This window comes from Nocardia brasiliensis IFM 10847 (assembly GCF_000710915.1).
Taxonomy (GTDB): domain Bacteria; phylum Actinomycetota; class Actinomycetes; order Mycobacteriales; family Mycobacteriaceae; genus Nocardia; species Nocardia brasiliensis_A.
Genome location: NZ_BAUA01000087.1, coordinates 82830 through 95726, shown reverse-complemented (window position 1 = coordinate 95726; position 12897 = coordinate 82830). Strand labels below are relative to the sequence as shown.

The 12897-nt window shown below is 69.1% G+C and carries 6 protein-coding genes; 5 read left to right on the top strand and 1 reads right to left on the bottom strand.

The genetic code is table 11. The features are described 5' to 3' along the window. Positions 1 to 16: 16 nt before the first annotated feature. Positions 17 to 1150, bottom strand: a complete 1134-nt coding sequence (locus NBRGI_RS18860) for a BTAD domain-containing putative transcriptional regulator (RefSeq protein WP_029898086.1) — start codon at positions 1148 to 1150, stop codon at positions 17 to 19. A gap of 383 nt (positions 1151 to 1533) precedes the next feature. Between NBRGI_RS18860 and NBRGI_RS18855 the strand changes: the two genes are divergently transcribed. From NBRGI_RS18855 to NBRGI_RS18835, 5 genes are all read left to right on the top strand, one after another. Further along, positions 1534 to 2466, top strand: coding sequence for a LysR family transcriptional regulator (locus NBRGI_RS18855; RefSeq protein ID WP_029898084.1), 933 nt, complete (start codon positions 1534 to 1536; stop codon positions 2464 to 2466). A gap of 130 nt (positions 2467 to 2596) precedes the next feature. Further along, positions 2597 to 4333 carry an AMP-dependent synthetase/ligase gene (locus NBRGI_RS18850; RefSeq protein WP_235211011.1) on the top strand — a complete coding sequence of 579 codons (1737 nt, stop codon included), beginning with the start codon at positions 2597 to 2599 and terminating at the stop codon, positions 4331 to 4333. A 142-nt stretch (positions 4334 to 4475) separates the two neighbouring features. After that, a complete protein-coding gene (locus tag NBRGI_RS18845; RefSeq protein ID WP_029898081.1) occupies positions 4476 to 5726 on the top strand; it encodes an NAD(P)/FAD-dependent oxidoreductase in 1251 nt (416 codons plus the stop codon). Continuing rightward, a complete protein-coding gene (locus tag NBRGI_RS18840; RefSeq protein ID WP_029898079.1) occupies positions 5723 to 6328 on the top strand; it encodes an SGNH/GDSL hydrolase family protein in 606 nt (201 codons plus the stop codon). The genes NBRGI_RS18845 and NBRGI_RS18840 overlap by 4 nt, the downstream gene beginning before the upstream one ends. A gap of 29 nt (positions 6329 to 6357) precedes the next feature. Next, entirely contained in the window at positions 6358 to 12867 is a 6510-nt protein-coding gene (locus NBRGI_RS18835) for a type I polyketide synthase (RefSeq protein ID WP_029898077.1), read from the top strand. Positions 12868 to 12897: the final 30 nt, after the last annotated feature.

Below are 12897 nucleotides of genomic sequence, written 5' to 3'. Positions count from 1 at the left end.
TCGGGGGCGTCGTCGCTCACCCTGCCTGTTCCGGCGGCACCAGCGTGAAGATCAGTTCGTAGTCGCCCATCCGGATCTCGGCGCCGTCGGTGAGCGCCTCGCTCTCGACGATGCGCATCCCGTCTACATAGACGCCATTGGAGGAGAGCAGGTCTTTGATCAGGTAGGTGAGCCCGTTGTGCAGGATCGCCGCGTGATGGCGGCTGATCTTGCCGTGCTCGAGCACGATGTCGTTGTCGGGCAGCCGGCCGATCCGGGTGATGGTGCCGGTGATCGCGTACGTGGTGCCGCAGCGATCGCGCAGCAAAGCGGTGGGGCCACCCGCGCTCTGATCGACGATGGTGGTGGCGCGAAACGAGGTCGCCGCCGCCTTGGCCCGGAGCTCGAGCGGCTCCTGTCGCAGGATGCGCGCCTCGAGTTCACGGATCGGCAGGCCAGGGTCGATGCCGAGTTCGTCGGCGAGGGTCGCGCGCAGCCTGCGGGCGGCGTCGAGCGCGTCGGATTGGCGTCCGTCCACGTACAGTGCGGTGATCAGCTGCTGCCACAACGGCTCCCGCAGGGGATGGTCGGCGACGAGCAACGCGAGTTCGGAGATGACGGCTTCGGCCCGCCCCTGGGCGATATCGGCTTCGGCACGTGCTTCGATCGCGCACAGCCGGTCGTCGTCGAGCACGGCGGCATACGCGTCGGCGAACGCGAGTCCGCGCAGGTCCGCGAGCACCGGACCGCGCCACTGGCCGAGCGCGCTGGACAGCAGCTCGCTCGCGGTGCGGAAGCGGCCCGCGGTCAGCGCGCGCAACCCGGCCTCTTTGCGCACCCGGAAGCGCTGCACGTCGCTGGCGTCCTCGGCCACGGCGACTCGGTAACCCGCACCGACCTGCGCCAAGATCGAGCGCGCGTCGATTCCGTTGTCCCGCAACGGCTTGCGCAGATTGGACACGATGGTGTGCAGGCTGACCCGGATATCCGGCGGCGGGTTGTCCTCCCAGACCGCCTGCGCGAGCGCCTCCACCGCGACCGGGCGATTCGCGTTGATCAGCAGGTACGCCAGCACCGCCCGCTGCTTCGGGCCGCCCAGCGCCTGGCGTACGCCGTCGATCGAGAGTTCCACCGCGCCGAGCATGCTGAACTGCACTCGAAGCGCCGTCATCGAGAACCGGGATCGCCGTGCGGCCGGTCGGACACAGCCATGCTGGACTCCTCACGACGCGCCATCGTCCACGCGTCGTCTGTGAGAATACCCAGCGAACCCCGGGCTCGGCGGTCCATCGGGGCAGGTAGCGGCCGTGTCGCGACCTCGTGGCGGCCGGTGCCGCGTCTGGTCGGCGACGGTTTCCGGTGTCTACGGCTTGCCGCAGTGCGCCGAGTGCGCGATCCTGGACAGTCACGGCATCGGCCGTAGCACAACCCGCCGAGCAACCGGGGCGAGTTCACGCGCCCGCAACGGTTCCGGCGACATCCGTGCGATCTCGGTTCATCCAGGGTTACCCGGCGGCGCTTACCTTTCGGGTACGCGGAAAAGGAGCCGGCGGCATGGAGTTCCGACATCTGGTTTCATTCATCACGATTGCCGAAGAGCTGCATTTCGGCCGCGCAGCGCAGCGCTTACATCTCACGCAGCCCAGTCTCAGCGCCCAGTTGCAGAAGCTGGAGAAGTCGTTGGGCGTGCAACTGGTCGCACGCAACTCGCACGAGGTCAAACTGACCCCGGCGGGACGGGAGTTCGAGAGCCAGGCCCGGATCATCGTCGCTCAGATGGACCGGGCGGCCCAGGTCGCGAAGGCGACCGCGGCGGGACGAGCGGGGACGCTCAACATCGGTTACAACCTGCCTGCCAGCAGACATGTGCTGCCGGAGGCGCTCACGAAGATGACCGAGCTGCACCCCGACATCGTGGTGTCGCTGTGGGAGAAACGCACGGGGCCGCAGCTCGCGGCGCTCATGGACGGATCGCTCGATCTGGCGATGGTGTACGGGCACCCGAGCACCACGGATTTCCGGTATCGGCGGCTGCTGCACCGGGTTCCGCTGGTGGCGGTGGTCGGGCGCCGGCATCGGTGGGCCGACCGGCCCGGTGTGCCGTTCGCCGAACTGGAAGGACAGGAGTGTGTGCTGTTCGCCCGGGAGCAGTGTCCGGCCATGTACGACTCGATCTTCCGGGCGGCCGCGGACACCAGGATCACGCTGTCGGTGGCGCAGACCGCCGACGATCCCGGCGCGACCGCGCACATGGTGTCGGTGCGGCCGCTGGTCGGTTTCGCGTCGCTGCCGCGGGCGATTTCGATGGGTATGGGTGCGCCGGGCAGTAGTTCAGTGGCGGTGAAATTGTTCGATCCGGTACCGACGCTCGATTTGTACGCGGTATGGCGTGCGGACGAGACGAATCCGGCCCTCGCATTGTTCTTGGACTGTGTCGATTCCCCCGGACCGGCCCGTATCGATATTGCCCGCGCGGTGTCGGCCTGAACGCTTCGATAGGCCATGACATTCGCGCGGTAGGAACCGCGATATCGACCGGACCGTAATTCGGTCGCGGCGAGCAGAATTCGACATTGTGACCACAGAGTTTACGCACCCCGTCGAATACCGTCCCCGAGTGTCAGTCACCGCGGTGTCCAGCACCGAGAACGGTATCGATCTGCCCGACGACGCGAGTTTGTACTCGGTGATTTCCGGCGCGGCGGCCGCGGACCCACAACGGCTCTCGCTGTGCGGGGCGGACGGAACGCAACTCACGGCCGCGGAGGTGGATCGGCGGGCCCGTGCGCTCGCCTCGGCCCTGGCCGCGCGCGGGGTCGCGGCGGGAGACCGGGTCGCGATCCTCGGCCGGACCGATTTGGCATGGGCGCTGCTGGATTGCGCGCTGCTGGCGCTGGGCGCGGTGGTGGTTCCGGTCTATCCGACGTCGTCGCCCGCGCAGATCGCCCACATCCTGACCGACAGCGGCAGTGCGTATTTCGCAGCCGAGGACGAGACGGACGCCGCGCGGTTGCGGGCCGCGGGCGCGGCGGTGGTGTGGACCTTCGCGCAGCTGGTCGACTGGGCCGGCGGCGAGGTCGACGCCGCGCTGGCCGACCGGATCGCGGCGGTGCGTCCCGACGATCTGGCGATGATCGTCTATACCAGCGGCACCACCGGTGTGTCCAAGGGCTGCTTGATCACTCATCGCAACATGTTCGTCTCCTCGGCCAACACGGTGCGCCAGACCGGCGACATGTTCGACGGCACCACGGTGCTCGCGCTGCCGCTCTCGCACGTGTTCGGGCAGACGATCCTGTTCGCGTGCCTGTTCGGCGGCAGTCGCACGCATCTGCTGCCCGGCATCCCGGATCTGGTGCCCGCGCTGCCGCGGCTGCGGCCGACGTTCTTGGCGCTCATACCGTTCGGGCTCGAGAAGATCCGGAAGTACTGCCGCACGCTGGTGTCCGAGACCGAGGAGGCGACGGCGGTCGAGCGCGGGCTGGAACTGCTGGGCACGCGGGGGTACCTGGAGCGAGGGGAGCCCGCGCCGGATGCCGATCGGGTGGCGGAACGAGCTGGCGCACAAGGTGTTTCCGAGGCGACAGCGCACCCCGTCGCCGCGGCCCTCGGCGGCCGGTTGCGCTATGTGATCTCCGGCGGCGCCTCGCTCGACGACTCCACCTCCGGCTTCTACGCCGGTTTCGGTGTGGTGCTGCTGAACTGCTACGGACTCACCGAGGCGGCGACGGCGGTGACGGTCAGTGCGCCGGCGACCAACCGGCTCGGTACCGTCGGCAGGCCGATTCCCGGCACGTCGGTGGCCATTGCGGCGGCCGACGGCGAGGTGCTGGTCGGTGGGCCACACGTGTCGCCCGGCTACTGGGGCGCGGCCGCGGATCAGGCCGTCGTCGACGCCGAAGGTTGGCTGCACACAGGCGATCTGGGCGAGCTCGACGCCGATGGCTTTCTGCGGATCACCGGGCGCAAGAAGGAGATCCTGGTGACCTCCGGCGGCAAGAACGTCGCGCCCGCACCGCTCGAGGACCGGGTGCGGCTACACCAGGTGGTCAGCAACTGCATGGTGGTAGGGGAGGGTCGCGACTACGTGACCGCCCTGATCACCTTGGACCCGGCGCAGGTGCGACGGTGGCGCGAAAACGAGCCGGACGGTGATCTGACTGCCGTTGTCCAATCCGCGGTCGACGACGCGAATTCGCTCGTCTCGCGGGCCGAATCCATCCGGGCATTCCGGATCGTCGAGGGTGATTTCACTGTAGAAGACGGATTGCTCACCGCGTCGCGGAAGCTGCGCCGGGCAGCCATAGCCGAGGCGTTCGCCGCGGACATCGCGGAGTTGTACGCGCGCCGTTGAGCGCGCGGCGGCAACCGATTCCGTACCGCGTTGAATAGGCACCGCCGATCGCCCCATGAATTACGGCTGGGCGCGGTGGATTACGCCGCACATCGACCACAGACTCGAAAAAGAATTCAGCCTACTGGAAAGTGATGCGAACATGTACGACGTCATCGTTGTCGGAACTCGGGTCGCGGGCGCGCCGCTGGCCATGCTGCTCGCCCAGCGGGGCTACAAGGTCCTCGCCGTGGACCGTGCCACCTTCCCCAGTGACACGCCGTCCACGCACTACATCCACCAGGCCGGGCTCGGCTTTTTGCAGTCGTGGGGGCTGCTGGACAAGGTGGTCGCCGCGGGCACCCCGGCGATCCGGCACCTGAACTTCTCCTACACCGACATCGTGATCAAGGGCTTTGCGAACACCTCGGCCGACGGCATCGACGCCGTGTACTGCCCGCGCCGCACGGTGCTCGACAAGATCCTGGTGGACGCCGCGGGCGCCGCGGGCGTCGAGGTGATCCACGGATTCACCGTGAACGGACTGGTTTTCGACGGCGATCAGGTGGTCGGGATCCGCGGTCAGGTCGGCGACGGCGCCGAGCGCGAGTTCCGGGCCGAGCTGGTGATCGGCGCCGACGGCTCGAACTCGACGGTCGCCAAGGCGGTGGGCGCCGCCGAGTACGAGGGGTCCCCGGCCGCGTGTTTCATCTATTACTCGTACTACACGGGCGTCGACTGGGGGATGCAGCACCGTACCGGGTTCGGCGAACAGCAGTTCGCGGCGTGGCCGACCAACGACGATCTGTCGCTGGTCGCGGTGATGCGCAAGCGGGACCGGTTCCGCGAATTCCGCACCGATCCCGATGCGGGCGTGCAGGAGATCGTCTCCCAGATCGACCCGGAACTCGGTGCGCGCCTGCGCGATACCGGCAAGCGGGTCGAGCAGTTCCGGCCCATGCTCTACCCGGACAACTACCGCCGTCGGTCGTTCGGTCCGGGCTGGGCGCTCGTCGGTGACGCCGGGTACCACAAGGATCCGTTCACCGGCTGGGGTATCACCGACGCGTTCAAGTACGCGCAACTGCTGGCCGACCTGGCGCACGAGGGTCTTTCGGGTGCCCGCCCGATGGCCGACGCGCTGGCGGAGTACGAGCGCGAGCGGGACGCGCAGAGCGCCAGCACTTTCGAACTGACGCTGAGCATCTCGGAGCTGTCGCTGACCCCGTACTACGACTCGGTGTTCCGGGCCACCAGCTACGACGAGGACTACATCAAGGGCTTCTTCGGTTTGATCGCCGGCATCTACCCGCCGGAGAAGTACTTCGGCGAAGCGGAACTCGCGGCGCTGTACGAGAAGGTCGACTTCCCGGCGGCGGCCCGGCATGTCGCGAAGGACGGGGTGACCGCGTGAGCACCCCCGGCCTCGTCGCCCTGGGCGACAGTTTCGTGGAGGGCCGCGGTGATGCCGCGGCCGGGGGCGGCTATCGCGGGTGGGTGCCCCGCCTCGGCGGGCAGCTCGGCCTGCGTCCCGCCGTTGTACGCAACTTCGGCACACACGGCGCCACCACCACCGCTGTGCTGGAACAGCAACTGCGCCTGGCCGTTTCGACGCGGGCCGGCCTCTACGGTGTGGTGGTCGGCGTGAACGACCTGGTCAGCGATTTCGACGCGGTCCGGTTCGAACGCAATCTGGGCACGCTGTTCGGCACGTTGCGTGCTACCGGTGCCACGGTTTTCACGGCCGGCTACCCGGATATCCCGGCGAGACTGCCGGTGCCGGACAAGTTCCGTGCACTGCTGCGTGAACGATTCGTGTTCGCGAACACGGTGCTCGCCGAGGTGACCGCGGCGACCGGCACCCTGCTGCTCGATATCGCGGCCGCGCCCGAATGGGAGCAACCGCAGCTGTGGACCGCGGACGGACTGCACCCGAGCTCACTCGGCCACCACCTGTTCGCCTGCGGCGCCGCCGAACTCATCGCGTCGCGCACCGCGACGACCGTCGCCGCCTGATCTTTCCATCCGGTTCGAGAGGAACTTTCGTGACAGACGACAGACGCCTGGCGCGCAACCCGATCGCCATCGTCGGGATGTCCGGGCTGCTGCCCAACGCGCACAACCATCGAGAGTATTGGCAGAACATCGTCGACGGCGTGGACTGCACCACCGAGGTGCCCGCGTCCCGCTGGAGCCTCGACGACTATTTCGACGCCGACCCGGACGCGCCGGACAAGACCTACTCGCGCCGCGGCGCCTTCTTGCCCGATATCGAATTCGACCCGCTGGAATTCGGGTTGCCGCCCAACCAGCTCGAAGTCACCAGCACCATGCAGACGTTGAGCCTCGGTGTCGCGCGTGACCTGCTCACCGACGCGGGCGCGGTGGACTCCGCCTGGTACGACCCGGACCGCACCGGGGTGGTGCTCGGCACGACCGGCCCGGTGCCACTGATGCATCCGCTCGCCGCGCGACTGTCGACGCCGGTGCTGAAGGACGCGGCGCGTTCGGTGGGGCTGTCCGACGACGACGCCGATGCGGTCGCGGACAAGTTCGTCGCGGCTTTCGCGCCGTGGGAGGCGAATTCGTTCCCCGGCCTGCTGGCCAACATCACCGCGGGCCGGGTCGCGAACCGGCTCGGGCTCGGTGGCATCAACTGCACCGTCGACGCGGCCTGTGCGGCGTCGCTGGCGGCGCTGCGCACGGCGATCGCCGAATTGCAGGACGGCCGTGCAGACATGATGATCACCGGCGGCGTGGACACCGAGAACACGATCTTCATCTATCTGTGCTTCAGCAAGGTCGGCGCGCTGTCGGCGAGCGGGCAGATCAGTCCGTTCTCGGCGGACGCGAACGGCACGCTGCTCGGTGAGGGCATCACCATGCTCGCGCTGCGGCGGCTCGACGACGCACGCCGCGACGGCAATCGAATCTATGCGGTGATCCGCGGGCTCGGCTCGTCCAGCGACGGACGTGCGAAGAGCATTTACGCGCCGCGCGCGGGCGGTCAGCGGGTCGCGCTCGACCGCGCCTACGCCGACGCCGAATGCTCGCCCGCCGATATCGCGTTGATCGAGGCACACGCCACTGGCACTCCGGTCGGGGACAAGACCGAGCTGTCGGCACTCAAAGGGCTGCTGTCCGAGGCGAGTTCGGAAGCCCGGTTCGCGGCGCTCGGCAGCGTGAAATCCCAGATCGGGCACACCAAGGGCGCGGCGGGCACCGCCAGCCTGATGAAACTGGCGTTCGCGCTGCACCAGAAGGTGTTGCCGGGCACCATCAACGTGGCGGCGCCCAACGCCGAAATCGCACCGGTCGACGCGCCCTACTACGTGAACACCCGCACCCGGCCGTGGATCCGGGATCCGCAGCGTCCGATCCGCCGCGCCGCCGCCTCGGCTTTCGGCTTCGGCGGCACCAACTTTCACGTGGTGCTGGAGGAGGCCGACTCGGTGCGCGATCAGCCGGTACTGCATCGGACCGCGCGGGCGCATCTGTGGCACGCGGCGGATGTCGCCGGACTGATCGACGTGGTGCGCAGTGTCGAACCGGTGGACGGCGGCGACATACCGGACGGCCACGCGCGTGTCGGCTTCGTGTCGGTGGACGACGAGAACGCCGAACACCTGCGCGCGCTCGCCGTGGACGAACTGGTCCGCAGGCCCGACGCTGCCGCGTGGGATCACCCCGAAGGGGTGTACTTCCGGGCGGCCGCACTGCCTGATCGCAAGATCGGTGCGCTGTTCGCCGGTCAGGGCAGTCAGTACGTCGACATGGGATCGGATGCGGCGCTGAACCATCCAGCCGTCGGTGCGGCCTTCGATACGGCCAACGCCGCGTTCGCCGGTGCGCCGGTCCGGCTGTCCAGTGTGGTGTTCCCGCCGCCGGCCTTCGACGAAGAGACGGCGCAGGAGCAGGAAATCGCGTTGCGCCGAACCGAATTCGCGCAGCCGGCGATCGGCGCGCTGTCCGCCGGGCAGTTCGGTGCGCTCACCGGGTACGGGTTGCGAGCCGACGGATATCTCGGGCACAGCTTCGGTGAGCTGACGGCGCTGTGGGCCGCCGGCGCGCTCGGCACCGATGACTTCTTCGGGCTGGCCAGGGCACGCGGGGCGGCGATGACGCCGGCGGAGGGTGTGGCCGCGGGCACGATGGCGGCGCTCGGCACGTCCCGCGAGACGGCCGAGGAACTGCTCGACGGCGTCGACGACGTCTGGATCTGCAACCACAACGCGCCGGATCAGGTCGTGATCGGCGGCGGGACCGACGGAGTCGCCGCCGTCGTGGCGCGGGCTACCGAGCGAGGCCTGGTCACCAGGGCGCTGCCGGTGTCCGGTGCGTTTCACACGCCGTACGTCGCGCACGCGGTCGACGCGTTCGCGCGAGCCACCGCGACGGTGTCCATCGGAGTGCCCGACGCACCGGTGTACTCGAATACGCCGGGCGCGCAGTACGGCGGCGATGTCGCGGCCAATCGGCAGTTGCTCACCGAACAGCTCAGCAAGCCGGTCGAATTCGCCGCCGCACTGACCGCGATGCGGGAAGCCGGCTGCACGGTGTTCGTGGAGTTCGGCCCGAAGCAGGTGCTCACCGCACTGGTGCGGCGCACGCTCGGTGATGACGTGATAGCCATCGCCACCGATTCCGGGCCCATCGGCAACAGCGATCTCGCGCTGGCGCGGGCAGCGGTGCGGCTGGCGGTGCTCGGGTTCGGGCTGCACGGCATCAACCGGCACGCGGCACCGGCGGCGGTGCGGCACACGCCGAGTCGGCCGATGACGGTGACGATCTCGGCACCGGAGTACGTCCCGCAGACGCGGCGCGCGGCCTACGCGGCGGCGCTCGACGACGGATATCGCGTGCAGGCGGTAGCGGCGCCGGATGCTCCGGCGGCCGCACCCAGCTCGACTCCAGTCGACACCGTGGTCGATCGGCAACCCGAAAACACAGTCGTGGCACCTACTTTCCCCGAGGCGACGGAGACCACCGTGCATCAAGCCGCACAACCCTACGATCCAGGTGCCGACGCGCTGGACAGCGCGCTCCACCAGCACCTGCAGACGCACCGGCAGTACCTGGACGGGCAACTCGACCTGGCCCGCGGACTCGCCGGCGTGCTCGGCACCGGGTCGCTCGACGAGGCGACGTTGCGGGCGGTCGAAGCCGTAAAGGAGCACGGCGTAGCGATCAGCGAGAGCCATTCCCGGGCCAGCGAGGTGCTCGCGCAGCTGGCCGAATTGGAGAGTGGGTTCGCCCCGGTGGCGCGCACGGCCGCGCCGGCGCCGCGCCGGGTGGCATCCACACGGCAGTCCGCGATCGAGTCCGCACCGGCGCGGAGGGGGATCGGCGCGGTGGAAAGCGCTACTGCGCAAGCTGGTTCGGAGTCGCAGAGCAACGGCCACGCCGCGGCACCGGCAGCAAAAGCGCCGGTGACCGAGGTGCTCGCTGCGACGCCGGTGGTCGAGACCTTCGCGCCGGAGCCGAGGACCGACGGCCAGGTTTCGCACGACGCCCTGCGTAAGGCGCTGCAAGAGGTCGTCGCCGAGAAGACCGGTTACCCGGTGGAGATGGTCGATCCGGCAATGGACCTGGAAGCAGATCTCGGCGTGGACTCGATCAAGCGGGTTCAGGTGATCGGGGCGCTGCAGGAGCGGTTCCCGCACCTGCCGAACCTCGGTCCGGAACAGCTCGCCACGCTGCGCACACTGGACCAGATCGCGGACTTGCTGGGTGCGGCTGAACCGATCGGCGAGGCGCAGCGGCCGAGTGCAGTGGATGCCCCGCTGAACGCTCTGCCGAAGGCGGAAACCAAGGCTGTTGTCGCACAGAACGACACCGGCGACGACACCGGCGAGGTGCTGCGGCGCGCACTGCAAGAGGTCGTCGCCGAGAAGACCGGTTATCCGGTGGAGATGGTCGATCCGGCAATGGACCTGGAAGCAGATCTGGGCGTGGACTCGATCAAGCGCGTGCAAGTGATCGGGGCATTGCAGGAACGGTTTCCGGACTTGCCGAGCCTCGGCCCGGAGCAGTTGGGCACCTTGCGCACGCTCGACCAGATCGTCGACGAGCTCGCGCCGTCGGTGGGCGGTGATGTCCACCCAAAAGCTGAAGCCGCGGTCGAAACGCCGCGGCACACCGTCGAACTGAGTGTTCTGCCGGCGCTGGACCGTGCGGAGGAGGTGTACCCGGCCGACGCGCGTGTTGTGCTGATCGACCTTGCCGGGGGCGCCGACGCGGACTGTGCCGCGCTGGACACTGCACTGACCGCGTTGGGCTGGTCGGTGCGTCGGTGCAACGCCGCCGAGGCGGTCGACGTCCTGCGCACCGAGGCGGTCGACGTGTGCGTCGGCATCCTCAGCGGCGGTGTCACGGAATGGGAGGCGGCGCAGCGGGTGTTGACCGACGCGCTTCTCCTCGCCGGACGGGCCGCGCCGCGGTTGCGGCAGTCCGGCGGCCGGGCCGCCTTCGTCACGGTGACCCGGCTCGACGGTGGGCTCGGGTTCCACGGGACCGCGCAGCCGGTGCACGCGCTGCTGGGCGGTGTCGGTGGTGTGGTGAAAACGCTTGCCGTGGAACATCCGTCGCTGTTCTGTCGCGCGCTGGACATCGATCCGGGCGTGGCGCCCGCCGGACTGGCCGAGCTGGTGACGGCCGAATTGTTCGATCCGGCGCGGGACACGCTCGAGGTCGGCATCGACGCGGCGGGGGAGCGGCGGACCCTGGTGCCGAGCGGGTACGCGCCCGCCCGGTCGGTGACCGCTGTCACGCCCCTGGGGGAGCAAGCGCCGAGTGTGCTCACGGCGGACGATCTGCTGCTCGTGACCGGAGGCGCCCGCGGAGTGACGGCGACGTGTGTGCTCGCGCTCGCCGCCCGGAGCGCGGCCCGGTTCCTGCTGCTCGGGCGCTCGGAACCGATTCCGGAACCCGAATGGGCGGTGGGCGTCGCCGAGGCGGATCTGAAAGCTGCCGCAGTGCGGGCGCTCGCCGGCTCCGGCGCCAAACCGCGCGAGATCGAACGAGCCTGCGCCGGAGTGCGCGCCGCGCGGGAGATCCGGACGACGCTGCACGAATTGGGCTCGCGGGCAGAGTATCTCGCCGTCGACGCGACCGACGAGACGGCGCTGCGGACGGCCCTCGAACCATGGCGGGACACGATCACCGGCGTGGTGCACGGCGCGGGCGTGCTGGCCGATTCCATGATCACGGACAAGACCCCGGAGACGATCGCCCGGGTCCTGAACCCCAAGATCACCGGCCTGGCCTCGATCCTCGCCGCTTTGGGTCACACTGCCTCGACAGGGCAACCGGCGAGTGCGGCCGGACTCGCGGGCGATGCTGAAACAGCATGTGCCGTCCCGGCAGTGGACGCCGCAACGCTGGCCGGTGGACTACGGCACCTGATCCTGTTCACCTCCGTCGCGGGGTTGTTCGGTAACACGGGGCAGGCCGACTACGCCGCCGCGAACGAGGCGCTGTCCCGGTTCGCGGTCAGTTGGCGGGCCGCGCATCCGGACTGTCATGTGACGGCGCTCGATTGGGGCGCGTGGGACGGCGGAATGGTCACTGCTGAACTGCGGCAGCACTTTCAGCAGCGCGGCATCGCGTTGCTCGCCCCCGAGGCCGGTGCGGCGGCTTTCACGCAGCAGTTCACCGAGCAACGAGCCGACGGTCCGATCGTGCTCATCGGGCCCGCGAACGGACTCTCCGGCCACACCGCGGTCGCGGCGGAAGTCGTCCGAGCGCGGCGCGTCGTCACGGGCCTCACCGAGGATCCGATCATCCGGGCACACCGCATCGGCGAGCACATCGTGCTGCCCGCCACGTTCGGTCTGGGCGCGTTGGCCGGGTTGGCAGAACGCGTGCTGACGGGCCGAACGGTGGTGGGCGTGCGCGACTTCCAGGTACTCAAGGGCCTCGTGTTCGACCATCCGGTGGACGAACTCGAGCTCGAGGTGCGCCCCGGTGCCACCACGGACGGCCGGACACTGGTCGAAGCGAGCATCCGCGGGGACGGTGCCCTGCACTTCCGGGCGACCCTGATATCGGCCGCGGCGACGGAACCCGCGCCGCACCAGGCGATTCCGCGTGGATCGGCCAGTGACGCGAACATCTACCGGGACGGCATCCAGTTCCACGGTCCGGCGCTGCAAGGCCTGCGCATGGTGCGGGCGGCGTCGGACGACGCCATCGTGTTCGATTGCGCGCTGCCCGCGGCACGGGTGGCGAACGGGGCCTACGCGAGCCGGTTGCACGACCCGGTGCTCGCGGATCTGATCCTGCAGGGACCGCCGGTACTCGGGTACCGGCTGCTCGGCGCGGCGTGCCTGCCGCTGGGCGTCGGTCGCGTGGACTACTACCGGCCGCTGCCCGTCGGCGAAGGTTTCGTCCTCATCGTGGACAACCCGCGAGCCGGACGATTCGACGCCCGCATCGATGCTACCGCGGTCACGGCGGACGGCACTGTGCTGCAACGTTTCTCGGACGTCACCGTGGTGACCACGCCGGATTTGACAGAGAAGTTCCAGAACTCGGTGCGGAGGTGGATGGCATGACAGTGCTGGAATTCGACGGAATACCGTTCG

Excerpts from the sequence above, each read along its gene's own strand:
- NBRGI_RS18855 (WP_029898084.1), top strand. The coding sequence starts at position 1,534 with ATGGAGTTCCGACATCTGGTTTCATTCATCACGATTGCCGAAGAGCTG.
- NBRGI_RS18845 (WP_029898081.1), top strand. The coding sequence starts at position 4,476 with ATGTACGACGTCATCGTTGTCGGAACTCGGGTCGCGGGCGCGCCGCTG.
- NBRGI_RS18860 (WP_029898086.1), bottom strand. The coding sequence starts at position 1,150 with ATGACGGCGCTTCGAGTGCAGTTCAGCATGCTCGGCGCGGTGGAACTC.